This window comes from Pseudomonas sp. CGJS7 (assembly GCF_036961695.1).
In genome coordinates this window covers 34,235-60,255 of record NZ_JBAMDI010000012.1, presented here as the reverse complement: position 1 = coordinate 60,255, position 26,021 = coordinate 34,235, and the positions used below count along the sequence as shown (strand labels likewise).

Below are 26,021 nucleotides of genomic sequence, written 5' to 3'. Positions count from 1 at the left end.
CAGCTGTAATGCAGGGTCGGTTGCACAAACCCATGTCAGCACGGCCGGCAGTGATCGTCAGCGTTCGGCGGTGGTTACTGGGGGTTTCAAAAATGAACGGATACCGAAAGTGCACTGACCAGCAAACAGAGGCTCGCAACAGCCGTTAAATGCACGCGCATCGGCAGATACCACCCAGGCACGGCTTGCGCCAGTTTGCGATCCTGCCAAAGATGGCCGACAAAACCGAAGGTCAACACCAGACACCCCACCGGCACAGGCAGCAACGTGCCAACCCAACCGATCAGGGCCGGTATAACGCTCCACACCAGTCGCTCTTGACGCTGCTTCGCGGGCAAACTCTGCAACGTCATGGCAAACCCCCAGTGCAGGGCACCGACGAAGCTCAATATCACCGCGCCATAGCCAACCATCATCATCGAGAAAAACGCTCGATATTCAGCCCAAAAAAGGATGAGCAGCGTCAAACCAATAAACGGCAGCAGACCGCCGTAACCCAGGACAGCGAAGCGGCTTGGAGATAAAGCAGTAGCATCGGTATTCATCTGGGCGCCCCTTCGCGACGGTTCAGGACCGGACGTCAGTTGTGTCGTCCAATGAGGTTAAGGAATTCGTGCCGCGTCGAGGGGGCGTCGCGAAATGCACCTAACATCACGGATGAAATCATCACCGAGTTCTGCTTCTCTACACCGCGCATCATCATGCACATATGCTTGGCTTCGATCACGACCCCCACCCCTGCAGCATCCGTGACTTCCTGCACGGCATACGCAATTTGCCGCGTGAGGTTTTCCTGTATCTGTAAACGACGGGCGAACATATCCACTACGCGTGCAACCTTGGAAAGCCCTAACACGCGTCCTGTTGGCAGGTACGCGACATGCGCCTTGCCAATAAACGGCAACATGTGGTGTTCGCACAATGAGTAGAGTTCAATGTCACGCACCACAATCATTTCATCGTTTTCACTCTCGAACAGAGCACCGTTCACGACCTCGTGAAGATCCTGGGCATACCCGTTGCACAAGTACTGCATCGCTTTTGCCGCACGCTGGGGTGTGTCCAGAAGCCCTTCGCGCTGCGGGTTTTCACCAATACCGACCAGGATTTCATGATAGTGCTCGGCTAACGAATGTGACATTTGGACTCCTCACCGCTACAACGGTGCCCGCCATCGGGATGTGGTAGCCAGGCCAAGTGTGGCCTCAATCGACAGAACAGCCTGTAAAGCACCGAAAACAGGGGACGTAGCGGACGCCAAGCCAGTGGCGCGACCCACAGGCCCACATCGGCAGCACGCCAACTCCACAAGGTGGCGTCCAAGCCTGTAACCCACTGCCCGCTCGCGAACCTTCCATGCAGGCATGACCTCAGTTGCTCAACCGTCAAGCCCAACGCCCCTGCATCGAAATCATCAGCACTGATGTCAACCAGGATGAGCTTTCCCCCAGTCGATTGCCTGCGCAGGAAGGCTATCTCCCGAGCGCACAACGGGCAGGCGCCGTCAAAGTACAGGGTGAAGGGCCACTTACAATACATGTACAACCTCTCATGCTTGTACAGGTTTTTGTATAAGTTAGCTGAAACCAGGAAATTCGCAATGGGGGGGCTGGGAGGTGTTCGCCGGTGGGTTTGTGTTGCCGGTGAGATCGAGCGCCGCCACACCTCCCATGGCGGACACCTTCCACTCAAGGCCGCATGAGCGGCTCGATCCCGATCCATTTCTTCACGGGGTGATAGCAGAGCTTCAGCGGCGGAATCTGCACCTTGCGGCCCTGCACATCCAGTGCCCCCAGATGAATCGTCCACTTGGAATCTGCCTCGAACTTGTCCGTCTGAAAGATCACATAAGCCGAGCCATAGCGCTTGTTGTTGGTCATCCTGGGAATCATCCGGTGCACTTCATCGCTGTTGATGTCGTATGGCGATGGCCGGGCGGTCTTCTCATTCACCAACGGAAAGTCGTAGGTCTCGTTGATGCCCAAGTACACCTCGGGCCGCGCATTCAGGCGCGAGCCGTCTTCAAAGGTGATGTAAGCCTGACGGCTGTCGTACAGCACCGGTATCGGCGGCTCGCCACGCTTGGCATCGGTCGACGGGCGTTGGCGGTCTTTGTTGTAGGCGATCATTTGCACAAAGAATTCCTGCCGTGAGTACTTCTCGCCCGGGTACTGCACGTACAGGCTTTGCTCATAGCGCTTTTCGCCCCATAGGGCGGCGTGGTCGTAGAGGTAGGTTTCCAGGTAGAGGGTGGTCTCCCCCTGCGGGCCTGGCACTTTGAACTGGAACTCGGATTCGCAAAGGTCCGCGTAGGCGGCGCGTTCGCGTTTCCAGGGGACGCAGGCGGTCAATGAAGCGGCTGCCAGCAGCAGCATGAGAGAGAGTGTGCGTTGCAGGTTATTCATGACCGGCCCTGGTCCAGATGCGAATGGATCAGTTTCGAGGGCTGGGTCGCGCAAGTCCATACTGACCCTTTGCCATTATCGCGATACAGACAACACACCTTGCAACCGCTCTGGAAGTGACCACAACGCCGCAACCGGATTTGCTAAGATCGCGGCCTTTCCACTGGGTGAACTGTATGTTTACCCGAGCCATCTGCAGCCTGCTGGAAGACCCGATGAACAAACTGATCCTGCCTTTCGCCATCTTCGTTAGCGTCATCATCACAGGGAAGATCGCCGAGCATTACGGCCTGGAGGGCAGCTGGAAAGTCGGCCTACTGTGCCTCGTTGCAGCTGCCGTCCAGATCGCGGTTACCCGCTTTCAGCGCCACCAGCGGCAGAAAACCGAGCTTTGAAGGGCGCGGGGCCCTCTGGATGATCACGTTATGGGGACCTTTCTTTCACCCAATTTTCACAGTGGCTTGGGCAGGATGAAGCTATCCCTACGTGATAGTACTTAGCCCGCCTCGGCGGGCTTTCTTTTGCCCGCATGTTTCCTGTCGACGTTTTGGGGAATGGGAGCGGGTCGAAAAATCAGAAATTACCCCTTCCTTGTAGGCCATTTCCCAAAGATACTCCTCGCGCCTGATTTTCGTTGCACATGGAAATAGTCAGCCCTAGTCTCGGCCTGTCGCTGCCAATTCAGCGACCGGTTTTGACAGACCGCTGACGTTGTCCTCATGTGCTCGCTTTCATGGCGGCTGTACGTGTGGGCACCCTGTGGTGCGCCGAGTGCCAACGTCTCGGTCTGTCAACCCGCGTACAGCTGCCACCATCTTGTTTGACAGCAAGGTTGAGGTAGCTCCACTTTCCGACGTTGGAGTTACGCCATGCTCAAGATCGTTCCAGATCCACCCCACCGGTCCCTCTGCCTTGAAGACACCCTGATCCAGGCCACGGATTACGCGCTTTGCGCTGCAACTGTCGTGCATCAGGCAATGCTGCTGCAGCCCAAGTCACCCGCGTCGATTCTGATGATGACCTCGATGCATGAACTGGAGACCTTGAGAGCTTTGCTCGAGTCCGCAATAGCCCAGGTGCAGATGCCCACTGAACCTCGCACTACGCACTGACGTCTCGCTGATGTACTGCCTGGGCCGGCCTCTTCGCGGTTACCCCCTCACCGGCACTCCCTCAGCCTTGAAGACTGCCGTGCTCCCGTAGGAGCGGGTTCACCCGCGAATAGGCCCGTACAGGCTGAAGCAATCTTGGGGAAACTGAACAATGTCCACAGAAGAAACCAAATTCACCGTCGGCAAAACCACCTTCTACCAAGGTGAAAACCAGACCCATCCGCTGTTCCGCATCGAAGCCGGCATCCCTTGCCAAAGCGCCCGTGAACAGGCGTCCGAGCTGATGGGCTATGCACGGGACATGACTCTGGATGGATTGATGGAAGATAAACCTCAGTTGATCTGGGCTTCGCACTACCTTTGCGCGTTGGCCAAGGCGCTGATGGATGATGCTGAACTGGGCATGATGCGCTGAATGACTCATCATTGACTGGGTGCCTTCAAGACCTATGCGACTCCCGATTTTGAAGGCGACCCAACGACCTAGCTCCTTGCCTCTTTTCTTGCTGGACGCGGTCCAAGATTCAGTTCCATCGACTGAGACATCAAAGCCGAACCCTCACGCAAAGGCTCCGGTGCTTTGGCGTCAGAAGCGCTCATCACCGATAGCCGGCAAGATCAGCTCCCGTACGAACGAAGCCCCGGACAAGCGCAACAGCGCGTCGACCATAGTGACCACATCATGCACCGGTACCTGGCGCCGCTCGCCACGTGCTGCGGCTTGCGCCAATGGCGTGTTCAGGGAGTCGTCGGTATTGAGATAACCCAGTTGGAGCACGGTCACCGCCAGGTTGTCATCCCTGAAACCTTCGCGCAGCGCATCAGCCATGCCGTTGAGGGCGAACTTTGAGGCGCCGAACGCTACCTCGGGGCGCCCACTCTGGCGAAGAGCTGAGGTCGAACCGGTGAGGATCAACTGCGGCCGGGGCGCACCAAGCAACTTGGGCACCAGGCGCTTGAGCAAAAGCAGCGTGGCTGTGATATTCACCTCGACCAGGCTGGTGATCGATTCGTCGCTGTCGTCAAGGAAGGCATAGTGCTCGCTGAAGGCGTGTTCTTCCCAAATGCCAACGTTGTAGATCAGGACATCCAGATCGGCAGGTGCCCGATCCGCGATCTGTGCTACAGCCGCCGTTGGCTTGGCAAGGTCGGCATCGACCCACTGCAGGTCGATGCCCGGGGCAAGGGCCAAGTCTGACGGCTGTTTGCGTGATACGCCGATCAGCGTGTCCCCTGGCTTGCCGAGCCCTTCGAGCAAAGCCCGGCCCAACCCTCTTCCGGCGCCTACGATCATCATCTTCATCTGTTGCTCCTTTTAACTGAAATGCTGCAAGCTTCCCTGGGCCGCTCAACTCCACCGAACATTCAGTACGACGAAGTGCAGCAGGATCCAGACCATCAACAGCAGATGGGTCAGTTGCAACCCTTCCTGGCGGATCCAGTAGCCGAACCATATCCCGCCCAGCAGCATCGCAAGCAGGAACCCGAGCGCTGCGCTCAAGGCCAGGTTCAACCAGGGCCGCGCCACCTCCAAGCCGGCGCCAAGCAGCAGTTCATAGCAGCCAACCCAAGCCGCGAGAGCGGCGGCTGCCTGTGTCAGCACTATGATCGACAAGGCCAAGCGATGGATGGCGTGAGAGGTCATCGCTCTCACCAGCAGAGGGAGGCTGATTGCGGGAGGTTGGGCCAGCGGCGCCATCGACATGGTCTCCCCGATCGCCCCGGCTGAGCTGGCAAAGGCCTGCAGGTTGTTGATCAGGCTGATACTCAGCCACAGGCTCAAGCCAATGCAGCAGGTGATCTGGAAAATCAGCAGTGAAGTCGGAGTGTCCATTCCTGGTCCTTTGTGAGTTCGTTTCCGAAAGCAGCGAGAGCGTCCGGACGCCACTCTAAAACCTTGACTTAACTCGAGGTCAATACCGGATTTCCAATAAGGCTGCCTGGGGCGACAACCTCAACCGTTCGTTCAAGCCGTCTGTAGGTCTGAGAAGTTTGTCGAGGTCTTGGGCGACCGACCGAGCCGCGCCGATCAACGCCGCAGGTATACCCACTGGAGGATCCGGGATAGAGCCAACCGGTTTGCTATGCTCTCTATTCCGGCTGACCTGGCCTGAAGGCGCCGAGCGTGTGCGGCATTGGTCAAGATGCTTGAGAGTTTTCTATCCGCATTTGTGAAAAAACGAACCAAGGAGTGGAGTAACAGACATGCCAGCTTGTCCCCTACCCTCTGATGAAGCACTTCGTCAGCGCACACTTGATGACATGGACTTGGTCGATACGCCGGCCGAGCATTATCTTGATACCTTGGTACGACTCACCCAAGAACTAGCCCAGGTGGAGACCGTTCTGATCAGCCTAATCGATCAGGATCGGCAGTGGTTCAAGGCTCGAATCGGTATCGAGGTAAGCGAGACGAAGCGCAATGTGTCTTTTTGCGGCTACGCGATTCTCGGTGAAGATACCTTGATGGTTTCCGACGCCAGGTGCGATACACGCTTCGAGGACAATCCCCTCGTGCTGAACCCACCCTATATCCGGTTCTATGCGGGCCACCCGTTACGTGCCTCAAATGGCAAAGCCATTGGCACCCTGTGCATGTTCGATCCTCGGCCGCGGAAGCTCAGCGAAGCGCAACAGGCTAATTTTCGGGACTTAGCCACGCTCACCGAGGGTTATTTGCAACTGCGGAGCCTAGCTCAGGTCAATCGCGCTCTGCGTGTTGAAATGGATCGCGGGCAGCGCAGGGCTTTGCTTGATCCTTTGACACAACTATGGAACCGCGGGGCATTGGCAGCATTTCAGAACCGAGAGCTTCGTTTGGCTGAGGAGCGAGGTTTACAGCTAGGTGCCGTATACGCAGACCTCGACCGTTTCAAATCGGTCAATGACGAGCATGGCCACGATGCCGGCGATAAAGTGCTCTGCGAGTGCGCCCGCCGACTGCGGGCTACGCTTCGGCCAGATGACCTGCTGGTACGCCAAGGAGGAGAGGAATTCGTGGCCTTGCTACGGGTTAAAGATAGCCAAGAATTAACGCAGATTGCGGAGCGCTTGCGTCAGTCAATCGGCAGCGCGCCGTTTCTGTTACCCGGCGGCCCTCGGAAGATGACCATGAGCATCGGATGCGCCCTGCTCACCCAGGGTGAGCAGATTGATGATGCAATAAAGCGCGCTGACGGCGGTCTCTATGCGGCCAAACATGGGGGGCGTGACCAGGTTGTCTATGTGCCAGCGTTATCCTGAGGAAGTTGAGTCTCGGTAACATGGGGCGAGACTCTCCCTATACGAGATGCGCTAGCGTATTGGCCACCCCGGTCTCCAAGTGGGTTCTCCTTCGCAAGCGTGTCGAGCCAAGGCCGCCCTGGAGGCGCTGATTCGCGCCGCCGGGGCAGTTCGGAGCTCATCCCTGAGTTTTTTTGCTGCGGTACTCGGTGGTGGTCATGCCGGCGTAGCCCCAGTTATCGGTGTCGACCTCCTCGATCACGATATGGGTGAGCTCAGGTTTCTTTCCGAGCACTCGCTGCAAGGTCTCTGTGATTTCCTTGATGACCTGGGCTTTCTGATCACGAGTGACGCCGTCGCGAGTGATGCGGACGCTGACGAAGGGCATGGTATTACTCCTATGGGGTGGGGAATTCAGGGCAAGGAGGCGGGATGCCTCCCCGTTACGTTCAGCCTATTACCATTTGCCGACACTCATACCGCCGTCGACCGGCAACACCACGCCCGTGGTGAACCCGGCGTTGGCCAGGTAAAGCACGGCGTCGGCAATGTCGCTGACGCGGCCGATGTGTCCGGCCGGTTGCAGGCCGTTTAGGAAGTCGAAGCTGGCCGGATCGTGCATCGGCGTCTCGATGATGCCGGGAGCCACCGCGTTAACCTGGATGTTGTGCGACGACAGCTCCAGCGCCAGGGCGCGGGTGACCTGGTTGAGGCCCCCCTTGATCAGCACCGGCAGGGCGGCGGGCACGGCGATGTTGGGTTGCAGCGCCACGGCAGCGGTGATGTTGATGATGTGACCCTGGCGCCGCTCGATCATGTGCGCGGCGGCGGCCTGGGAGGCGTAGACCACGCCCTTGAGGTTGGTCTCCAGCATGCCTTGGATGTCTTCCGGGCTGTATTCGATGAAGGGTTTGGGCAGGAAGAAGCCAGCGTTGTTGACCAACACGTCGACCTGGCCGAAGGCATCGATGCTGGCCTGAATCAGGCGGCGGGCGGTCTCAGGCTTGGCGATGTCGCCGGCCACGCCGATGAAGGCGGGGCTGTCCAGTTGTGCCTTGGCCTCGGCGAGGCGTCCGGCGGAGCGGGCATTGCCGACCACATTGAAGCCACTGGCGAGGAAAGCCTTGGCCAGGCCGAAGCCGATGCCGCTGGAGGCGCCGGTGATCACTACCGTTTTGCTGTTGCTCATGTCGTTTCTCCCAATCAGGTGGCGCCGAAGTGCGCCGTTGGGAGGACTATATTTTTGCTTCAGATAAGGATAAATATGGCAGCGAGAACTTAAGTTGATACATGGTGTAATCAATGCAGCGGCATTTCGACGACGTCCTACTCGGCAGCATCGAGTTGTTCTGTCTGGCGGCGGAGCTGGGCAGCTTCACCGCGGCCGCTCTCGCTGCGGGCGTGACGCCGGCAGCGGTCAGTCGCTCGATCAGCCGCCTGGAAGAGCGCTTGGGCTCCAGACTGTTCGTCCGTACCACCCGCAGCATCCGCCTGACCGAGGGCGGGCGAGGCTACTACGAACAGTGTCGTCAGGCGCTGACCCAGCTGATGGAGGCCGAACGGGTGGTGACAGGGCAGCAGCAGGAGCCTTCGGGCACACTGCGCATCAGCCTGCCCACGACCTACGGGCACCACCGCATCCTGCCGCTGCTGCCCGAGTTTCGACGGCGCTACCCGAAGGTGCAGGTCGACATCCACCTGGGCAACCGCAACATCGACTTTGTCGGCGAGGGCTACGACCTGGCCATCCGCGTGCGTGCACAGCCAGATTCGACCCTGATCGCCCGGCCGCTGGAAGACGCCCGGCTGGTGGTGGTGGCCACTCCAGATTACTTGGAACACGCGGGCGAGCCGCAGAGCCTTGAAGAACTGGCGCGGCATGACTGCATCCAGTTCGAACTGCCCAGCAGCGGTCGGCGCATCGCCTGGCTGTTCGACGAGGAGGGCCGCGAGCGGGAAGTCCTCACCGAGGGCGGCTACGTCTGCTCGGACGACGTGCTCGGTGGCGTGACCTTGGCCAAGCACGGCGCGGGACTGTTCCAGACCTACCGCTTCATCGTCGAGCGCGAGCTTGCCGAGGGCTCGCTGGTCGAGGTGCTGCGACCCTTCGCGGGCCGCTCGCGGCCGTTTACCCTGCTGTATCCCCAAGGCCGACACATGCCGTTGCGCCTGCGAGCCTTCGTCGACTTCATCATGGACAAGCAGCGCCACTGGGCCGCTGGCAGCTGAGGGGACGTATCACTCTGTATCAGTGCCATGGTGGATGCCGCGCCGATGGGCCAGCCTGTAGTTGGCCTTGGGCCGATGTGCGGTTTAGCACATGTCGGCCCAGCACCGGGCCGAGCCGGTGGCATGGATGGCCTCACGCTGCTACGCGCAAGGGCTAGGTCGCCCAGGTACGGGTCGAGCTGTTGCAAGCACAGTGCCGGCAGGCGTAAAACCCTGAGAAGTGACGCAAAAGTCACGCACATGAAAAAGGCCACTCCTTTCGGAAATGGCCTAAGTCATTGAATATATGGTCGGGACGGAGTGATTCGAACACTCGACCCCTTGCACCCCATGCAAGTGCGCTACCGGGCTGCGCTACGCCCCGACTGGGCTTTGAAGCATGTTCTCAATCTTGCCGAGAACGTTGAAGAATTTACCCTAACCCTCTGATAAATGAAAGCTTTTTCTCAAAAAATTTTCCACTCATCAGAAACCCAGCTTACTTCTTCAAAACCACCAACACATCCTCCAACTCAACAATCATCTGCCGAATCAGCTGCTTGTACTGGCTGGATTCATCTTTAGCCTCATCACTGGAGAGCCTCAACCGCGCCCCGCCAATGGTGAACCCCTGGTCATACAGCAGCGCTCGAATCTGGCGGATCATCAGCACGTCCTGCCGCTGGTAATACCGCCGGTTCCCTCGCCGCTTCACAGGGTTTAGCTGGTCGAACTCCTGCTCCCAATACCGCAGCACGTGTGGCTTTACGGCACACAACTCGCTCACTTCACCAATGGTGAAGTAGCGTTTGCCCGGTATGGGGGGCAGTTCGTCGTTATGGCTTGGTTCCAGCATAGGCCTCAACCCGGGCCTTCAACTTCTGCCCTGGACGAAAGGTGACGACGCGCCGTGCGGTGATCGGGATCTCTTCCCCTGTCTTGGGGTTACGGCCCGGCCGCTGGCGTTTGTCGCGAAGGTCGAAGTTGCCGAAACCGGACAGCTTGACCTGCTCGTTCTCTTCAAGTGCGTGCCGAATTTCTTCGAAAAACAGCTCGACCAGCTCCTTGGCCTCACGCTTGTTAAGCCCCAGCTCCTCGTACAGCCTTTCGGCCATCTCAGCTTTCGTCAGAGCACCCATGCCGTTATTTCCTTAACGTGGTGTTCAACCTTTGTTCGAGCGAGGTGAGGATGTTTTGCAGGGTAGTGTTCACCTCATCGTCGTTAAGAGTGCGCGATGGATGCTGCCAGGTCAAGCCGACGGCAAGGCTTTTTCTATCAGGATCAATGCCTTTACCTTGGTACACATCAAACAGCCTGAGGTCTGTGAGCCATTCGCCTGCATTGTCACGAATTAATTCAAGCACCGCGCTAGAAGCTACATCACGTCCTGCGATCAAAGCCAGGTCACGACGGGTTTCCGGGAACTTGGACAGTTCGCTGAATTTCGGCAGGCGGCCTTCGACCACGTCGCCCAGCACCAGCTCGAACAGGAACACCGGGCGGTCCAGGCCCAGGGCTTTGGCCAGCTCCGGGTGGATGGCGCCGAGGTAGCCGACCAGCTTGCCGTCACGCTCGATGGCAGCGGTCTGGCCTGGGTGCAGGGCTGGGTGTTTGCCGGCGCTGAAGGTGAAGTCGCTCAGGGCGCCGGAGTAACCCAGCAGGGCTTCCACGTCGGCTTTGACGTCGAAGAAGTCGACGCCGTCGCGGCCGTTGGCCCAGCCTTCTGGCAGGCGGCTGCCGGTGATGACGCCGGCAATCATTGGCTGCTGCTGCAGGTCACCCAGTTGGCCGACAAAGCGCAGGCCGCTTTCGAACAGGCGCACGCGGTCTTGCTGGCGGTTCAGGTTGTGCTGCAGTGCCTTGACCAGGCCCGGCCACAGCGAGGCGCGCATGGCGGCCATGTCGCTGGAGATGGGGTTGGCCAGCAGCAGCGGCTCTACGCCCGGGCTGAACAGTTCGAACAGTTTCGGGTCGATGAAGCTGTAGGTGATGGCTTCCTGGTAGCCGCGGGCAACCAGCAGGCGGCGCAGGGTCGGCAGGTCACCGCGGGTTTCCGGCTTGCCCTGTGGGGCCAGGCGGGCTTGCGGGTAGCGTACCGGCAGGTTGTTGTAGCCGTACAGGCGGGCCAGCTCTTCGATCAGGTCCACTTCCAGGCTGATGTCGAAGCGGTGGCTTGGTACGCTGACGGTCCACTGCCCTTCCCCGCTCTTGGTCGTGGTCAGCTCGAGGGCGTTGAGCAACTGCTCGACCTGGGCTGGGTCCATTTCCATGCCAAGCATCTGGGTGATGCGTTCGGCGCGCAGGGTGACCGGGGCTACTTGTGGCAGGTGCTGTTCGCTGACCGCTTCGACCACCGGGCCGGCTTCGCCGCCAACGATGTCCAGCAGCAACTGGGTGGCGCGCTCCATGGCTTCGCGGGCCAGTTGCGAGTCGACGCCGCGCTCGTAGCGGTGCGATGCATCGGTGTGCAGGCCGTAGGAACGGGCTTTACCGGCGACGGAAATCGGCTCGAAGAAGGCGCTTTCCAGGAACAGGTCGCGGGTTTTTTCGGTGTTCACACCGCTGTGCTCGCCCCCCATGACGCCGGCGATGGCCAAGGCGCGGGTGTGGTCGGCGATGACCAGGGTGTCGGCACGCAGGGCAACTTCCTGGCCGTCGAGCAGGACGAGCTTTTCGCCCTCTTCGGCCATGCGCACGCGGATGCCGCCGTTGATTTCTGCCAGGTCGAAGGCGTGCATCGGCTGGCCGAGTTCGAGCATCACGTAGTTGGTGATGTCGACGGCGGCGTCGATGCTGCGAACGTCGCTGCGGCGCAGGCGCTCCACCATCCACAGTGGGGTTGGCTTGCTCAGGTCGACGTTACGGATAACGCGGCCAAGGTAGCGCGGGCAGGCAGCCGGGGCGCTGACTTCGACCGGGCGCACTTCGTCATGGGTGGCCGCTACGGCTGGCACCACCGGGCGGGTGACCGGGGTGTCGTACAGGGCGCTGACGTCGCGGGCCAGGCCGGCGATGGACAGGCAGTCGCCGCGGTTCGGGGTCAGGCCGATTTCGATGCTGGCATCATCCAGGCTCAGGTACGTGCGAATGTCTTCGCCAACCGGAGCGTCGGCAGCCAGTTCCAGCAGGCCGTCGTTTTCTTCGCTGATCTGCAGTTCGGCAGCCGAGCACAGCATGCCGAAGGACTCGACACCGCGCAGCTTGGCCTTCTTGATCTTGAAGTCGCCTGGCAGTTCGGCACCGATCATGGCGAACGGGATCTTGATGCCTGGGCGGGCGTTAGGGGCGCCGCACACAACCTGGAAGGTTTCCTGACCGCTGCTTACCTGGCACACGCGCAGCTTGTCGGCGTCCGGGTGTTGTTCGGTGGCGAGAATTTCGCCCACGACGATGCCGCTGAACTGGCCGGCAGCGGGGGTAACGCTGTCAACTTCGAGGCCGGCCATGGACAGGCGGGCGACCAGTTCGTCACGGGAGACTTGCGGGTTGACCCAACCGCGCAGCCACTGTTCACTGAATTTCATGCTGTTCTCCTGAAAGTTGCGTCGATTGGGCCTAGCGGAATTGGGCTAGGAACCGCAGGTCGTTGTCGAAGAACAGACGCAAATCGTTGACGCCATAGCGCAGCATGGCCAGGCGCTCGGCACCCATGCCGAAGGCGAAGCCCTGGAACTCTTCTGGGTCGATGCCGGACATGCGCAACACATTCGGGTGCACCATGCCGCAGCCCATCACTTCCAGCCAGCCGGTTTGCTTGCACACGCGGCAGCCGTTGCCGGAACACATCACGCACTGGATGTCGACTTCTGCAGACGGCTCGGTGAAGGGGAAGAACGATGGGCGGAAACGGACCGCCAGTTCTTTCTCGAAGAATACGCGCAGGAATTCTTCGATGGTGCCCTTGAGGTCGGCGAAGTTGATATCGCGATCGATCAGCAGGCCTTCGACCTGGTGGAACATCGGCGAGTGGGTGATATCCGAGTCGCAGCGGTATACGCGGCCCGGGCACACAATGCGGATGGGCGGCTGGGTGGACTCCATGGTCCGCACCTGCACCGGCGAGGTGTGGGTACGCAGCAGCATGTTGGCATTGAAGTAGAAGGTATCGTGCATCGCCCGCGCCGGGTGGTGGCCGGGGATGTTGAGCGCTTCGAAGTTGTGGTAGTCGTCTTCCACTTCTGGGCCTTCGGCAATGCCGTAGCCAATGTGGGTGAAGAACTGCTCGATGCGCTCGAGTGTACGGGTGATCGGGTGCAGGCCACCGGTGGCCTGGCCGCGGCCTGGCAGGGTGACGTCAATGCATTCGGCAGCCAGGCGAGCGCTGAGCTCGGCTTCTTCAAAGGCAGCCTTGCGGGCATTGAGCACAACGGTGACGCGCTCTTTGGCGTCGTTGATCAGCGCGCCGACTTTCGGCCGCTCTTCGGCTGGCAGGTTGCCCAGGGTCTTCATCACCTGGGTCAGCTCGCCCTTCTTGCCGAGATAATTAACCCGGATCTGTTCCAGGGCGTTGATGTCTTCAGCGCGCTCCACGGCCTCTAGGGCTTGGGAGACCAGCGCATCCAGGTTTTCCATGTACAGACTCCAGATACGAAAATAGGGGAAGAGCTTTGAAGGCTCTTCCCCTATCGATGACGTTCAATGCCCGGCAGCGCTAGCACCGCCGGGTGATTGTCGCGGGTACTTAAGCCAGAACGGCTTTAGCTTTCTCGACAATCGCAGCAAACGCCGCTTTTTCGTTCACTGCCAGATCAGCCAGAACCTTACGGTCGATTTCGATCGAAGCCTTTTTCAGGCCAGCAATCAGACGGCTGTAGGACAGACCGTTGGTGCGGGCACCGGCGTTGATACGAGCGATCCACAGTGCGCGGAACTGACGCTTCTTCTGGCGACGGTCGCGGTAGGCGTATTGGCCTGCCTTGATGACCGCTTGCTTGGCTACACGGAATACGCGCGAACGTGCACCGTAGTAACCTTTAGCCAGTTTCAGAATTTTTTTGTGACGCTTACGAGCGATAACGCCGCGCTTAACACGAGCCATGAGTAACTTCCTCTATCTTAACCAGAATTAACGAACGCGCAGCATGCGCTCGACTTTTGCGACGTCGGACGGGTGCAGCAAGCTGGCACCGCGCAGTTGACGCTTACGCTTGGTCGACATTTTGGTCAGGATGTGGCTCTTGAAAGCGTGCTTGTGCTTGAAGCCCGAAGCTGTCTTCAGGAAGCGCTTCGCAGCACCGCTCTTGGTTTTCATTTTTGGCATGTTGGAACTCCGCATTCGATAAAATTACACATAATCATCAGGCCTGCCGTGCCCGGGAGATTACTTCTTTTTCTTGGGGGCGATGACCATCATAAGCTGGCGTCCTTCCATCTTCGGATGCTGCTCAACGGTGCCGTATTCGGCGAGGTCGGCTTCGACCCGCTTCAACAGCTCCATGCCCAGCTCCTGGTGGGCCATCTCACGACCACGGAATCTCAGAGAGATCTTGGCCTTGTCCCCATCGGTAAGGAAACGTACCAGGTTGCGTAGTTTTACCTGGTAATCCCCATCCTCCGTCCCTGGACGAAACTTGATTTCTTTGATCTGGATCTGCTTCTGGTTTTTCTTGGCTTCGTTAGCCTGCTTCTTCTTCTCGAAGAGGTGCTTGCCGTAGTCCATGACCTTGCAGACGGGTGGTACCGCGTCTGCAGAGATTTCTACCAGGTCCAGCTTCGCTTCATCAGCGATACGCAGCGCTTCATCAATCGAGACGATGCCAACCTGCTCGCCGTCTGCGCCAATTAACCGAACCTCGCGGGCCGAGATATTCTCGTTGATCGGGGCCTTCGGTACAGCACGCTTATCGTTTCTCATTTCACGCTTAATAGTCATTACTCCGATTCTTGGCGACCACGCCGGGAAACCGCTTGTGTCAGCAGCTCAACGAATTGGGCGACGGGCATGGAGCCCAGGTCTGCGCCTTCGCGAGTACGCACAGCGACGGTTTGCGTTTCGACTTCGCGGTCCCCTATAACCAAAAGGTACGGGACCTTGAGCAAAGTATGCTCGCGGATTTTAAAGCCGATCTTCTCATTTCTCAAGTCCGACTTGGCACGGAAACCGCTTCCGTTCAGAGATTTCTCAACCTCGAGGGCGAAATCGGCCTGCTTGTCGGTGATATTCATGATCACCGCCTGGGTTGGGGCCAGCCACGCCGGGAACACGCCCGCGTAGTGCTCGATCAGCATGCCGATGAAGCGCTCGAACGAACCGAGGATGGCGCGGTGCAGCATGACCGGGCGAACTCGGCTGTTATCTTCGGCGATATAGCTGGCATCCAGACGCTCTGGCAGGTTCGGGTCGTACTGCAGGGTACCGCACTGCCAGTTACGGCCGAGGCAGTCGCGCAGGGTAAACTCGATTTTCGGGCCGTAGAAGGCACCCTCGCCCGGCTGGTATTCCCACTCAAGGCCGGATTCGTTCAGGGCGTCGGCCAGTGCTGTTTCAGCACGGTCCCACAACTCTTCGGAACCGACACGCTTGGCCGGACGAGTGGACAGTTTCATGGCGATGTCGCTGAAACCGAAGTCCTTGTACACGTCCAGGGTCAGCTTGATGAAGTCGGCGGCCTCTTTCTTCACCTGATCTTCGGTGCAGAAAATGTGCGCATCGTCCTGTACGAAGCCACGCACGCGCATGATGCCGTGCAGTGCGCCGGACGGCTCGTTACGGTGGCAGGCACCGAACTCGGCCAGACGCAGCGGTAGGTCGCGGTAGCTTTTCAGGCCTTGGTTGAACACCTGCACGTGGCACGGGCAGTTCATCGGTTTTACCGCGTAGTCACGGCTTTCCGACGAAGTGGTGAACATGTTTTCGGCATAGTTGGACCAGTGGCCGGAACGCTCCCACAGGATGCGGTCGACAACCTGCGGGGTCTTGATTTCCTGGTAGCCGTTTTCGCGCTGCACGCCACGCATGTACTGCTCGAGTACCTGGTAGACGGTCCAGCCGTTGGCGTGCCAGAACACCATGCCCGGGGCTTCTTCCTGCAGGTGGAACAGGTCGAGCTGCTTGCCGATCTTGCGGTGGTCGCGTTTTTCGGCTTCTTCGATGCGCTGGATGTACGCAGCCAGCTGCTTCTTGTCAGCCCAGGCCGTGCCGTACACGCGCTGCAGCTGCTCGTTCTTGGCATCGCCACGCCAGTAGGCGCCGGACAGCTTGGTCAGCTTGAATGCCTTGAGGAAGCGGGTGTTCGGCACGTGCGGGCCACGGCACATGTCGACGTATTCTTCGTGGTAGTACAGGCCCATGGCCTGTTCATCCGGCATGTCTTCGACCAGACGCAGCTTGTAGTCTTCGCCACGGGCCTTGAACACATCGATGACTTCGGCGCGCGGGGTCATTTTCTTGACCACGTCGTAGTCTTTTTCGATCAGCTCCATCATGCGCTTTTCGATGGCGGCCATGTCTTCTGGGGTGAAGGGGCGCTCGTAGGCGATGTCGTAATAGAAGCCTTCGTCAATGACCGGGCCGATCACCATCTTGGCGGTCGGGTACAGCTGCTTCACGGCGTGGCCAACCAAGTGGGCGCACGAGTGACGGATGATCTCCAGTCCCTCTTCATCTTTAGGGGTGATGATCTGCAGGGTGGCGTCGTTGCTGATCAGGTCACACGCATCGACCAGCTTGCCGTCGACCTTGCCGGCAACGGTGGCCTTGGCCAGGCCAGCGCCGATGGAAGCGGCTACTTCGGCTACGGATACGGCGTGATCGAACGAACGTTGACTGCCATCGGGAAGAGTAATAACGGGCATGGCGCCTCCTCTCCTAGTGGTGACCCCTACCAAAGGTCACGTGGGTTGGGATGAGCCAGTACAAGATCCGACCTGCCTTCCGGTAAAAGGAAGCCTGCCCCACAGTGGCAGAAGCCTTTCGGCTTGTCAGGGACGAACCAGAGTGACTGGAAAGAAAAAAGATAGCTGCAGCCGGCAACAGCGCGACTGCAAGCCGAGCATGCTAGCACGCGGGTTGCACCCCAGGCAGAAATATTTGGAAATTGCACCGCAGCGGTGAACTAACGCGGAAAAATACCGCTCAGACTTTGGGAAGCAACCTACTCTTGATGAGACCTTAACCCAAGGAGTAACTGGTGATGCGAGTTCCGTCTCTTCTGGCCCTGGCGGCCGCTGGCGCCCTGCTGCTGCCCGTGGCTGCGAACGCCGGCAACTTCCCAGCCGGGAAGGAGGCCGCCTACATGACCCAGTGCACGCAAGTGGCCAGCGGCCAGGGCGTTGACGCTGCCACCGCGAAAAAACACTGCGACTGCGGCGCGCAAGCCATCAAAAAGAATTTCACCGACGCCGAGATTGCCGACCTCGACAGCAAGGACGGCGTTGACGCCAAGCTGATGCAGAAGGCGCAGTCGGTGGTGAAACAGGCCTGCGCACCGAAGAGCTGAAACCTTAAAGCCGGTGATGGCCAGCCATTCTTTGAGCTGGATCAATATCCTGCGAAGGTAAAAGGCGCTAGATGCGCAGAATTAGACTATGATGTATCCCGTGCTCCGTAGCCTCGGCCGCATTGCACCACTGAAAAAACTAAATGTTCTGGAGATTCACCCATGTCCAATCGCCAACAAGGCACCGTCAAATGGTTCAATGATGAGAAAGGCTACGGCTTCATCACCCCAGCAGGCGGCGGCGACGACCTGTTCGTACACTTCAAAGCCATCGAATCTGACGGCTTCAAGAGCCTGAAAGAAGGCCAGACTGTTTCCTTCGTCGCCGAGCGCGGCCAGAAGGGCATGCAGGCTGCACAGGTTCGTCCGGAGTAATTCGGATAGCTGTAAAAAAACCCGCCCTTGTGGCGGGTTTTTTTATGGGTGATGCATCATCTGAAGGGGCGGGATTGCCTGCGAAACAGACTTTAGGGTGAATGGCACGGGCTTCGCCCGTGTTCGCGGGTGAACCCGCTCCTACAGGCGACCGCGCAGGCTTTTCACATTTTGCGCAAGGCAGTTGCCCCCGCGTGCATCAACCGCAGTTGACGCGGGTTACCCTGCCCTGCTCGTCCACGTTCAGGTTCAGGCGCTCGGAGCGGTACTCCAGGGTGACCACGTCGTGCGGCTTGAGAATGCGCGCCATCTGCGAGCCGCTGGCCTTGCGTGCCTGCTCCAGCAATTCGGCGCTGGCCTGCTTGCCCATGGCAAAGTCGGCACCACTGGCTTCGCAGCGGCCATCGTTGCCCGCTGACGCGGCCGGCGCACCACCGCCATCAGCATTGCCACCAGTGCTGCAACCCGCCAGGACAGCAGCCACAGCCAGAGTTGCCAGGTAAGCACGGGTACGAAACATGAAGCCTCCTAAATCGGTCCGGGAACTGCCTGATCCGACAGCTCCGCTCATCATTTGTTGCAAAACCGGTCAAGTCTGCCTGAACTGCAGCAGCGAGGCGAAAAGCAATCGTGACCGGATTTTGCACAACGTGCTGTGTTTGCCATATGCTTAGCCCGCACGGTCACCGGCGCAAAGCCATGATTTGCTGCAAGAAGTGGAGCGCATCCCGCCTCCATCGAACACCAGGGTCAGGTGTTCCTCCTTCGTTCCGGGCCCCTAGCGAGAGCTTTTCATGAGCACCCACAGCATCGATGCCGATATCAAGGTCAAATGGGCCGAGGGCCAGAGCGCGTACAGCCCTGGCACACCGGAAGAGTTGCTGCTGATCGCCATCGACCTGTTGGTGCGCGACAACGGTGCCGAGGCGGCACGCAGCTTCATCGACCAGGTGTTCGAGCGCTACGCGCCGCACGCGGCTATTCCAATCGCGCCAGACGGGCACTGAGCAGGTCGAACAGCCCCTGGGCATCACCCTGCTCCACCCACAGCACATTCGCCGGCCGCTTGAGCACACCGTACCAGTCTGCAATTGTCTGGCCGAAAGTGGGCCCTTCGCGGCTGTCGATGCTCATGTGGATACGCCGGCCGCTGAACAGCTCGGGCTTTAACAGGTAAGCGATGACGCTGGCGTCGTGCACAGGGCCGCCAGGTATGCCATACACGTCCATGTCGTGGGTGATGTAGGCATTGAGGATATCCACCACGCGCTTGCTGGCCTGGTTGTTCACGGCTGCCAGTTGCTTGAGGCGGGCGTTACTGGTCAGCAGCTTGTGCGTGACATCCAACGGCAGGTAGGTCAGCTGCACGCCGCTGGCCAGCACCACTTCGGCGGCGTGCGGGTCGGCGTAGAGGTTGAACTCCGCCACCGGGGTGATGTTGCCGCCGTTGAAATGCGCTCCCCCCATGACCACCACCTCCTTGATGCCTTTGGCGATGCTCGGGCGCTGGATCAGCGCCAGGGCCAGGTTGGTCTGCGGGCCGAGCATGGCGACGGTGATGCTGTGCGGTTTGGCTGCGCCGAGGGTATCGACCAGGTATTGCACGGCATTGCCTTGGGCCAGGGGCGCTTTCGGCTCGTGCACCTGTACGCCGGTGAGGCCTTCTTCGCCATGAACGTCGGCGGCGTAGATCGGCGTGCGCACCAATGGGCGGCCGGCACCGGCGTAAACCGGGATGTCTTCACGCCCCGCCCATTCGCGGGCCAGGCGGGCATTGCGCGAGGTCTTGTCCAGGCGAACGTTGCCGGCCACGGTGGTGATGGCGCGGATACTGAGTTCGTTGGGCGAAGCCATGGCCAGAAACAGCGCCACCACATCGTCGGCGCCGGGATCGGTGTCGATGATCAGATCGATGGGTGCGGCCTGGAGGGTGGAGGCTGTGGCCATGAAGACGACTCCTTGTAGCAGGGACTTGAGCATGGGTGGCACTCCTGTTGCCTATGAATCATGCGGTTACACAGCCCGACGTCCTTTGTGGAAGCGGCTAGAAGGTGACGCCGGAGATGAGGGCAATGTTGCTGTAGGGCTGGCACTCGCCTGTACGCACCACCGCACGAGCACTGCGCGACACCACTTTGAAATCCTCATGGGTCAGCCATTCGCGCTTGCCCAGCTTGCCCTTCAGTCGCTCGATTTCGACCAGCGCGGGCGGCACCACTTTTTGCATTTCTTCAGCCAGCACATGCCGCTCAACCTGCAGTTCGCTCAGCACCACCCGCAGCACGCTGGCGAAATCCGGCAGGCCAGGCGTAATGGCCAGGTCGATCAGTTCCACACCCGGCGGCACCGGCAGCCCGGCATCGCCAATCACCAGGATATCGCCATGCCCCATACCGGCAATGACCCGCGACAGGGCAACGTTCAACAGCGGGGTTTTCTTCATGGCGTCAGCTCCGCCAGATAGGGAATCGACGGTTGGGCACCGGCACGGGTAACCGACAATGCTGCAGCACGCTGGCCAAAGGCGATCGCCTCCCCCTCCTCCAGCCCACGCACCAGGCCGGCAGCAAAGCCACCGATGAAGGTATCGCCGGCAGCGGTGGTGTCCAGCGGTTGCACGTGCGGCGCCGGATAGTGCTGATGGCCTTGGGCAGTAACCAGCAAGGCACCTTGCGCACCCAAGGTGATGATCACTTTGCCTGCCCCCAGCTGCAGCAAGCGCTCGCCTGCGCGCCGGGCACTGTCCTGGTCGGTCACCGCCACACCGGTCAAGGCTTCGGCCTCACTTTCGTTAGGGGTAAGGTAATCGATATGCGCAAACCAGTCCGCTGGCAAGGGGCCGGTAGCGGGTGCTGGGTTCAGGATCACCTGCTTGCCCAGCTCGTGCCCTCTGGCCAGTGTCCAGGCCACGGTGCTGGCTGGCACTTCCAACTGGCAGATGATTACCTCGGCAGCCTGCAGCAACGCATCGAAGCGCCGCACCGACTGCGGCGTCAGCAAGCCGTTTGCGCCGGGAATGATGACAATACAGTTCTGGCTGGCAGCATCCACCGTGATCAGCGCCACACCGCTGGACATGGCTGGACAGGTGCTGACGCCCTGACAGTCGATCCCCTCGACATACAAGGCCCGGTGCAGCTTCCGACCGTAGTCGTCATCCCCTACATTGCCGATCATCGCCACGCTGCCGCCCAGCCGCGCCACTGCCACAGCCTGGTTGGCACCCTTGCCGCCCGGCACCGTGAAAAAGCTATCGCCGGGGAGTGTTTCGCCAGCCCGTGGCAGGCGCTGGGCGCGGACCACCAGGTCCATGTTGAGGCTGCCAACCACCACAACCTTGGCATTCATGACGTTTCCTTAGCGTTAGCGGTAATCATTGAACAGGTCCGGACGCGGCCCGGTGGACTCACGCAAGACGATACGCGGGGCGACAATGCGCTGCTCCGCCGCGCCTTGCCGGGGCGTAGCGATACGCGTCAGCAGCAACGAGGCAGCGCTCTCGCCCAGCTCGCGGATCGACTGGCCCACCGTGGTCAGTGGTGGGTACACGTAGCGGCTGAGCTCGATGTCGTCGAAACCGATCACCGACAGCTCGCCGGGTACGCTGATATTGCGTTCGGCTGCAGCGCGCAGCACACCAAAGCCGATCATGTCGTTGCCGGCAAAAATCGCCGAGGGCCGCTTGCCTTCCAGCATCTGCGCCGCCGCTGCATGGCCACCCGGGCTGGTGAAGTCGCAGTGCAGTACACGGCTGCCCGGCACGGGCGCACCGGCTTCGGCCATGGCACGGCGGAAGCCGCTCAGGCGCAGCTGGGTAACCCCGGTTTCGGCGGGGCCGCCGATATAGGCGACGTCGCGATGACCAAGCTCCAGCAGATGCCGGGTGGCCAGGTACGCCCCCTGCTCGTGGTCAATGCGCACCAGGTCGGCATCGACGCCTTCCAGCTCACGGTCGACGATGACCATTGGCGTGCGCACACTGGCCAGGCTCTGCAGCAGGTCGTCGTCCTGGCCCACCGAGGCCACTACCAGGCCATCGATGCGTTTTTCCAGCAGCACGCGCAGGTAGCTGCGCTGCTTCTGCGGGTTGTCGTCGGAGTTGCACAGGATCACGCAATAGCCGTTGCGCTCGCAGGCGTCTTCGATACCCCGCGCCAGTTCGGCGAAGTACGGGTTGACGCTGTTGGGCACCAACAGGCCGATGGTGGCCGTGCTGCGCGCCTTCAGCGAGCGCGCCACCGCACTGGGCACGTAATCCAGTTCGATGATGGCGGCTTCCACTTTCAGCCGCACCTGTTCGCTGACCGGACGGGTCTTGTTGAGTACATGGGACACGGTGGTGTAGGAAATACCCGCCAGTGCCGCGACGTCTTTGATAGTTGCCATGGTGTCAGTTCCGCCGGCCTGCGCGCCGGCTACGGTAAGTGTCGAGCACCACGGCGATGACGATCACCGCCCCGGTGATGATGCGTTTGGTCGGCTCGCTGGCACCGATCTGCGCCAGCCCGGCGGCCAATACGGAAATGATCAGTACGCCAAAGAAGGTGCTGATGACCGAGCCACGCCCACCCATCAGGCTGGTGCCGCCGATCACGACGGCGGCAATGACCTGCAGCTCCAGGCCAGAGCCGGCATTGGGGTCGGCCGCTTCCAGCCGCGAGATCTGGAACAGCGCGGCCAGGCCGGCGAGCAGGCCCATCAGGGCGAACACCAGCACTTTGTAAGGGCGCGGATCGATACCGGCCAGGCGCACGGCCTCTTCGTTGGTGCCGATACCGATCAGGTAACGGCCGAACACCGTGCGCGTCAGTACCAACTGGGCGAGCACGATCACCAACAAGGCGATGATAAACGCTGGCGAAACACCAAAGGCGACCGGGTTGGAGAACCAGGCATAGGCGTCGCCGATATAGGCGGTGCGCGAGTCGGTGAACTGGTAGGCCAGGCCACGGGCCATCTCCAGCACACCAAGCGAGACGATGAACGACGGGATGCGCCAGGCCACGGTGACGCCACCGGTAATGCTGCCGGCCAATGCGGCCACAGCCATGCCCAGCAGCGCCGAGGGCAGCACGCCCCAGCCCCAGCCGAGTATCGCCACGCTCACCGTGGAGGCGGCCAGCGCCAGCACCGAGCCCACCGACAGGTCGATGCCGCCGATGATCAACACGAAGGTCATGCCCACCGCCAGCACCATCAGGTCCGGGATCTGGTTGGCCAGCGTGCTGAAGGTGCCATACGACCAGAAGTGGCTGCTGAGGAACGAGAACAGCACGATCATCGCCAGCAAGGCGCCAGCCAGGCCCAGGTAGGTGCCCAGGCCAAAGTAGGTACCGCTGCGGCGCACGGGGGCGGCTTCCTGGTTGTTGAGCGGGGTGGTTTTCATGCATCCATCCTGGGGGCTGCGTCATGCAGCAGCGCGTCACGTTTCTGATAACCGGCGAAGGCGGCGGCAAGCAACTGGTCCTGGCTCCAATGATCACGCGCGAAAGTGTCGATCAGGCGGCCGGCGGACAGCACGGCGATGCGGTCGCATATCAGCATCAGTTCTCGCAGGTCACTGGACACCACCACCAAGGCCTTGCCTTGGCGCGCCAGCTCGGCCAGCAGGCCATAAATGTCGAACTTGGCGCCCACATCGATGCCACGCGTGGGTTCGTCGAACAGCAGCACCTGGCAATCGCGCTCCAGCCAGCGGCCGATCACCACTTTTTGCTGGTTACCGCCAGACAGCTCACCCACCACCTGCTGCGCGCCGGCACTGCGAATGCGCATGGCCTGGATCTGGCGTTCGGCCAAGGCTTTTTCCGCTTCGCCATCGAGCACGCCGGCCCGCGATACCGCGCCCAGGTTGCCCAATGCAATGTTGGCGCTGATCGACTGCGTCAACAGCAGGCCCTCGCCTTTGCGGTCTTCGGTTATCAGCGCGATACCGGCCCGCACTGCAGCCTTGGGCGAGTCGATGTTTACCGCCTGCGGCGGTTGGCCGAGCGCGATACCGCCGCTGTCGGCGCGATCGGCACCGTAGATCAGGCGCAACAGCTCGGTACGGCCGGCGCCGATCAGGCCGGAAATGCCAAAAATCTCCCCTGCCCTGACTTCGAACGACACCTCGCGCACCTTGTCGCCGCGGCACAACTTGTCGACCTTGAGCAGCGGTGCACCCATCTGCCGTCGGCCCAGGTCGATATGCTCGCCCAGCTCGCGGCCGACCATCAGGTTGACCAGCTCGGCGCTGCTGTAGCGCTGGATCGGCTCGTCGCACACCAGCTTGCCATCGCGCAGCACAACGATGCGTTGGGCCACCCGCTGCAACTCTTCCAGGCGATGCGAGATATAGACGATGGCCACGCCGCGCGCGCGCAGGCGCTCGATCTGGGTGAACAGCAACGCCACCTCGCGCGCAGTGAGCATGGCAGTGGGTTCATCCAGGATCAGCACATGGCAGTCACCGATCAGGTTGCGGGCAATCTCGACCATTTGCTGATGGCCGATGCCCAGCTCGCCGACAGGGGTGTCCGGGTCGATGGCGTCGAGCCCGACCCGAGCCATGGCGGCCGTTGCCAGCTGGCGCAGGCGCTTGTGGCTGATCCAGCCGAAACGGCTGGGCAGGTTGTCGAGAAACAGGTTTTCCGCCACGGTCAGCGTCGGCAGCAGGTTCAGCTCCTGCATGACCATGCGCACACCAAGGCGTTCGGCCTCGCTGCGGCTGCCGGGCGCGTAGGCCTGGCCACGGTAGGTCATGTGCCCGGTGGTGGGCACCTCCAGGCCGCTGATGAGCTTGGACAACGTACTCTTGCCCGCGCCGTTCTCGCCGGTCAGGGCCAGCACTTCACCGGCGCGCAGGCTCAGGCTGACCTCGCCGAGCACGGGCTGGGCGTAGGTCTTGCCCAGGCCGCTGGCGGCAAGCACCACTTCATTGGCCGATGCAGGCATGGCCGATTCTCCTGGCAGCATCAGGGCTTCTTGGTGATGAGTTCGACCGGGGTCTGAATGACGTTGTCGGCATCCACATCAGGCTTTTCGCCCTTGACCATTTTCAGCGCCGCCTGAATGCCATACACCGCCTGCTGGCTGGCGGCCTGGTCGAGGGTGGCAAGCACGCGACCGTCTTCAAGCATTGGCTTGATGGCATTGATGTTGTCATAGCCCACCACTTGCACCTGGCCGGCCTTGCCAGCGGCACGCACGGCGGACACAGCGCCCAGTGCCATGCTGTCGTTTCCGGCCAGCAAGGCCTTCAGGTCGGGGTATTCGTTGAGCATGGAGGCGGCGACGGCATTGCCTTTGTCGATCTCCCAATTGCCGCTTTGTACCGAGACGATGTTCATCTGCGCGGCGTCCATGGCGTCCTTGAAGCCGGCGGTACGCTGCTGGGCATTGGTGGTGGTCGGCACGCCTTCGATAATGCCCACCTGGTCGCCGGCCTTGAGCTTCTGGCTGGCCAGGTAATCGCCAACCAGGCGCGCGCCCTTGCGGTTGTCGGGGCCGACGAAGGGAACGCTGATGCCTTTGCTCTTGAGCAGATCAGGGTCCAGACGGTTGTCGATGTTGATCACCACCACGCCCTGGTCCATGGCCTTCTTCACCGCCGACACAAGTGCTTTCGAGTCAGCCGGGGCAATCACCAGCGCCTTGGCGCCGGCATTGACCATCTGCTCGACGATGCGGATCTGCTCGCCAGTGTCGGTCTCGTTCTTGATGCCGTTGGCGATCAGCTCGAACTCGTCGGCGTGGGTTTTCTGGTAGTCCTTGGCGCCGTCTTCCATGGTGCGGAAGAACTCGTTGGCCAGCGACTTCATGACTAGGGCGACCTTGGGCTTGTCTTCAGCGTGGGCGGCAGACAATGGCAAGGCGAGGCTAAGCGAGGAAATGACAGCGAGGGCCAGCAGACGACCGGGGAACGGCAGCTTCATGAACGATGACTCCGAATCTTGTGTTTTTTGTCGGATCGCAAACGTTTGCGTTGACCAACTATGGTAACAGGACCGTTGTTTGTCAAATCCGTTTGGCTTTCGGAGGCCAAAGTGCTGCTGGGGCCGATTATGCAGCCTTTTCCGAAAAACCGAACACCTTTTCCTTTATCTGTTCGGAATTACGAATGCAATGCCGCCTTGGCAGGCGCGGCTCGGTGCAACACCACACATTGTCGGGGCTGCTACACAGCCCATTGCAACGCAAGGCCGCTCCAACCCAGGCAACGCGTGGCGCCTTGGTACGAAAAATGCCTATAGCCCTGCGCGACTCAATAACTAACTCA

32 protein-coding genes and 1 tRNA gene are annotated in these 26,021 nt (G+C 60.5%); 8 read left to right on the top strand and 25 right to left on the bottom strand.

The genetic code is table 11. The features are described from left to right. Nucleotides 1-86: 86 nt before the first annotated feature. The 4 genes from V7787_RS10130 to V7787_RS10115 all read right to left on the bottom strand — a co-directional run bounded on the left by V7787_RS10130 (nt 87) and on the right by V7787_RS10115 (nt 2,405). Nucleotides 87-545: a DUF3429 domain-containing protein gene (locus tag V7787_RS10130; protein ID WP_064490811.1), complete on the bottom strand. Its 459-nt coding sequence runs from the start codon at nt 543-545 to the stop codon at nt 87-89. Between the two features lie 35 nt (nt 546-580). Continuing rightward, nucleotides 581-1,141 (bottom strand): GTP cyclohydrolase I FolE, encoded by a 561-nt coding sequence (folE, locus tag V7787_RS10125; RefSeq protein ID WP_064490812.1) that lies wholly within the window; start codon nt 1,139-1,141, stop codon nt 581-583. Further along, nucleotides 1,126-1,539: a thiol-disulfide oxidoreductase DCC family protein gene (locus V7787_RS10120; RefSeq protein WP_081273128.1), complete on the bottom strand. Its 414-nt coding sequence runs from the start codon at nt 1,537-1,539 to the stop codon at nt 1,126-1,128. The genes folE and V7787_RS10120 overlap by 16 nt, the downstream gene beginning before the upstream one ends. Before the next feature lie 149 nt (nt 1,540-1,688). Next, nucleotides 1,689-2,405, bottom strand: coding sequence for a hypothetical protein (locus V7787_RS10115; RefSeq protein WP_014591527.1), 717 nt, complete (start codon nt 2,403-2,405; stop codon nt 1,689-1,691). 176 nt (nt 2,406-2,581) lie between these two features. Here V7787_RS10115 and V7787_RS10110 point away from each other — a divergent pair, with 176 nt between their 5' ends. The 3 genes from V7787_RS10110 to V7787_RS10100 all read left to right on the top strand — a co-directional run bounded on the left by V7787_RS10110 (nt 2,582) and on the right by V7787_RS10100 (nt 3,932). Further along, nucleotides 2,582-2,800 carry a hypothetical protein gene (locus tag V7787_RS10110; protein ID WP_047603968.1) on the top strand — a complete coding sequence of 73 codons (219 nt, stop codon included), beginning with the start codon at nt 2,582-2,584 and terminating at the stop codon, nt 2,798-2,800. A 474-nt stretch (nt 2,801-3,274) separates the two neighbouring features. Then, on the top strand, nt 3,275-3,517 hold the full coding sequence (locus V7787_RS10105; protein WP_014860884.1) for a hypothetical protein: 243 nt from the start codon (nt 3,275-3,277) through the stop codon (nt 3,515-3,517). A 151-nt stretch (nt 3,518-3,668) separates the two neighbouring features. Continuing rightward, nucleotides 3,669-3,932, top strand: coding sequence for a DUF3077 domain-containing protein (locus tag V7787_RS10100; RefSeq protein ID WP_003250694.1), 264 nt, complete (start codon nt 3,669-3,671; stop codon nt 3,930-3,932). A gap of 171 nt (nt 3,933-4,103) precedes the next feature. Here V7787_RS10100 and V7787_RS10095 read toward each other — a convergent pair whose 3' ends face one another. Together V7787_RS10095 and V7787_RS10090 are read right to left on the bottom strand one after the other, a co-directional pair. Continuing rightward, nucleotides 4,104-4,820 carry an SDR family NAD(P)-dependent oxidoreductase gene (locus tag V7787_RS10095; protein ID WP_003250689.1) on the bottom strand — a complete coding sequence of 239 codons (717 nt, stop codon included), beginning with the start codon at nt 4,818-4,820 and terminating at the stop codon, nt 4,104-4,106. A 45-nt stretch (nt 4,821-4,865) separates the two neighbouring features. Beyond that, nucleotides 4,866-5,351, bottom strand: a complete 486-nt coding sequence (locus V7787_RS10090) for a DUF2165 domain-containing protein (RefSeq protein ID WP_064490813.1) — start codon at nt 5,349-5,351, stop codon at nt 4,866-4,868. A 371-nt stretch (nt 5,352-5,722) separates the two neighbouring features. Between V7787_RS10090 and V7787_RS10085 the strand changes: the two genes are divergently transcribed. Beyond that, the gene (locus tag V7787_RS10085; protein WP_064490814.1) at nt 5,723-6,760 is read left to right on the top strand and encodes a sensor domain-containing diguanylate cyclase; all 1,038 of its coding nucleotides are present in this window, start codon (nt 5,723-5,725) and stop codon (nt 6,758-6,760) included. 157 nt (nt 6,761-6,917) lie between these two features. On the opposite strand, the gene V7787_RS10080 is transcribed toward V7787_RS10085, so the two are convergent. Together V7787_RS10080 and V7787_RS10075 are read right to left on the bottom strand one after the other, a co-directional pair. Continuing rightward, the gene (locus V7787_RS10080) at nt 6,918-7,127 is read right to left on the bottom strand and encodes a tautomerase family protein (RefSeq protein ID WP_014753565.1); all 210 of its coding nucleotides are present in this window, start codon (nt 7,125-7,127) and stop codon (nt 6,918-6,920) included. A 69-nt stretch (nt 7,128-7,196) separates the two neighbouring features. After that, complete coding sequence (locus tag V7787_RS10075; protein WP_014591532.1) at nt 7,197-7,928, bottom strand: SDR family NAD(P)-dependent oxidoreductase; 732 nt, start codon at nt 7,926-7,928, stop codon at nt 7,197-7,199. A gap of 113 nt (nt 7,929-8,041) precedes the next feature. Between V7787_RS10075 and V7787_RS10070 the strand changes: the two genes are divergently transcribed. Then, nucleotides 8,042-8,968: a LysR family transcriptional regulator gene (locus V7787_RS10070; RefSeq protein ID WP_064490815.1), complete on the top strand. Its 927-nt coding sequence runs from the start codon at nt 8,042-8,044 to the stop codon at nt 8,966-8,968. A gap of 287 nt (nt 8,969-9,255) precedes the next feature. Here V7787_RS10070 and V7787_RS10065 read toward each other — a convergent pair. From V7787_RS10065 to thrS, 9 genes are all read right to left on the bottom strand, one after another. Then, nucleotides 9,256-9,332: transfer RNA gene (locus V7787_RS10065), tRNA-Pro, on the bottom strand. Nucleotides 9,333-9,446: 114 nt separating this feature from the next. Further along, on the bottom strand, nt 9,447-9,803 hold the full coding sequence (locus V7787_RS10060) for a MerR family transcriptional regulator (RefSeq protein WP_003250681.1): 357 nt from the start codon (nt 9,801-9,803) through the stop codon (nt 9,447-9,449). Next, nucleotides 9,784-10,086, bottom strand: a complete 303-nt coding sequence (gene ihfA, locus V7787_RS10055) for an integration host factor subunit alpha (protein ID WP_003250679.1) — start codon at nt 10,084-10,086, stop codon at nt 9,784-9,786. The genes V7787_RS10060 and ihfA overlap by 20 nt, the downstream gene beginning before the upstream one ends. A 4-nt stretch (nt 10,087-10,090) precedes the next feature. Next, on the bottom strand, nt 10,091-12,472 hold the full coding sequence (gene pheT, locus V7787_RS10050) for a phenylalanine--tRNA ligase subunit beta (protein WP_064491386.1): 2,382 nt from the start codon (nt 12,470-12,472) through the stop codon (nt 10,091-10,093). A gap of 31 nt (nt 12,473-12,503) precedes the next feature. Beyond that, nucleotides 12,504-13,520 carry a phenylalanine--tRNA ligase subunit alpha gene (gene pheS / locus V7787_RS10045; RefSeq protein WP_003250674.1) on the bottom strand — a complete coding sequence of 339 codons (1,017 nt, stop codon included), beginning with the start codon at nt 13,518-13,520 and terminating at the stop codon, nt 12,504-12,506. Between the two features lie 109 nt (nt 13,521-13,629). Continuing rightward, on the bottom strand, nt 13,630-13,986 hold the full coding sequence (gene rplT, locus V7787_RS10040; protein WP_003250671.1) for a 50S ribosomal protein L20: 357 nt from the start codon (nt 13,984-13,986) through the stop codon (nt 13,630-13,632). Nucleotides 13,987-14,013: 27 nt separating this feature from the next. Next, nucleotides 14,014-14,208 (bottom strand): 50S ribosomal protein L35, encoded by a 195-nt coding sequence (gene rpmI / locus V7787_RS10035; RefSeq protein WP_003250667.1) that lies wholly within the window; start codon nt 14,206-14,208, stop codon nt 14,014-14,016. Nucleotides 14,209-14,268: 60 nt separating this feature from the next. Further along, nucleotides 14,269-14,820 (bottom strand): translation initiation factor IF-3, encoded by a 552-nt coding sequence (gene infC, locus V7787_RS10030; protein ID WP_012052879.1) that lies wholly within the window; start codon nt 14,818-14,820, stop codon nt 14,269-14,271. After that, nucleotides 14,820-16,742, bottom strand: a complete 1,923-nt coding sequence (gene thrS, locus V7787_RS10025; RefSeq protein WP_010953409.1) for a threonine--tRNA ligase — start codon at nt 16,740-16,742, stop codon at nt 14,820-14,822. The genes infC and thrS overlap by 1 nt, the downstream gene beginning before the upstream one ends. Before the next feature lie 338 nt (nt 16,743-17,080). On the opposite strand from thrS, the gene V7787_RS10020 reads away from it, so the two are divergent. Together V7787_RS10020 and V7787_RS10015 are read left to right on the top strand one after the other, a co-directional pair. Continuing rightward, a complete protein-coding gene (locus tag V7787_RS10020) occupies nt 17,081-17,386 on the top strand; it encodes a hypothetical protein (protein ID WP_012052881.1) in 306 nt (101 codons plus the stop codon). A 162-nt stretch (nt 17,387-17,548) separates the two neighbouring features. Next, nucleotides 17,549-17,761: a cold-shock protein gene (locus tag V7787_RS10015; protein ID WP_003250656.1), complete on the top strand. Its 213-nt coding sequence runs from the start codon at nt 17,549-17,551 to the stop codon at nt 17,759-17,761. Nucleotides 17,762-17,960: 199 nt separating this feature from the next. Here V7787_RS10015 and V7787_RS10010 read toward each other — a convergent pair whose 3' ends face one another. Then, nucleotides 17,961-18,281, bottom strand: coding sequence for an I78 family peptidase inhibitor (locus V7787_RS10010; protein ID WP_049587634.1), 321 nt, complete (start codon nt 18,279-18,281; stop codon nt 17,961-17,963). Between the two features lie 274 nt (nt 18,282-18,555). On the opposite strand from V7787_RS10010, the gene V7787_RS10005 reads away from it, so the two are divergent. Beyond that, the gene (locus V7787_RS10005) at nt 18,556-18,768 is read left to right on the top strand and encodes a hypothetical protein (RefSeq protein ID WP_003250649.1); all 213 of its coding nucleotides are present in this window, start codon (nt 18,556-18,558) and stop codon (nt 18,766-18,768) included. Here V7787_RS10005 and V7787_RS10000 read toward each other — a convergent pair. From V7787_RS10000 to V7787_RS09970, 7 genes are all read right to left on the bottom strand, one after another. Further along, on the bottom strand, nt 18,740-19,741 hold the full coding sequence (locus V7787_RS10000) for a nucleoside hydrolase (RefSeq protein ID WP_064491385.1): 1,002 nt from the start codon (nt 19,739-19,741) through the stop codon (nt 18,740-18,742). The two genes, V7787_RS10005 and V7787_RS10000, sit on opposite strands and share 29 nt — an antisense overlap. A 64-nt stretch (nt 19,742-19,805) precedes the next feature. Further along, nucleotides 19,806-20,204, bottom strand: coding sequence for a D-ribose pyranase (rbsD, locus tag V7787_RS09995; RefSeq protein ID WP_064491384.1), 399 nt, complete (start codon nt 20,202-20,204; stop codon nt 19,806-19,808). After that, nucleotides 20,201-21,109 carry a ribokinase gene (gene rbsK / locus V7787_RS09990; RefSeq protein WP_064491383.1) on the bottom strand — a complete coding sequence of 303 codons (909 nt, stop codon included), beginning with the start codon at nt 21,107-21,109 and terminating at the stop codon, nt 20,201-20,203. Before rbsK ends, rbsD begins: the two co-directional genes overlap by 4 nt. Before the next feature lie 15 nt (nt 21,110-21,124). Then, a complete protein-coding gene (locus V7787_RS09985) occupies nt 21,125-22,147 on the bottom strand; it encodes a LacI family DNA-binding transcriptional regulator (RefSeq protein ID WP_064491382.1) in 1,023 nt (340 codons plus the stop codon). 4 nt (nt 22,148-22,151) lie between these two features. Further along, on the bottom strand, nt 22,152-23,147 hold the full coding sequence (locus V7787_RS09980; RefSeq protein WP_003250639.1) for an ABC transporter permease: 996 nt from the start codon (nt 23,145-23,147) through the stop codon (nt 22,152-22,154). Next, on the bottom strand, nt 23,144-24,697 hold the full coding sequence (locus tag V7787_RS09975; RefSeq protein ID WP_064491415.1) for a sugar ABC transporter ATP-binding protein: 1,554 nt from the start codon (nt 24,695-24,697) through the stop codon (nt 23,144-23,146). Before V7787_RS09975 ends, V7787_RS09980 begins: the two co-directional genes overlap by 4 nt. 20 nt (nt 24,698-24,717) lie before the next feature. Further along, nucleotides 24,718-25,677 carry a sugar ABC transporter substrate-binding protein gene (locus V7787_RS09970; RefSeq protein ID WP_064491381.1) on the bottom strand — a complete coding sequence of 320 codons (960 nt, stop codon included), beginning with the start codon at nt 25,675-25,677 and terminating at the stop codon, nt 24,718-24,720. Nucleotides 25,678-26,021: the final 344 nt, after the last annotated feature.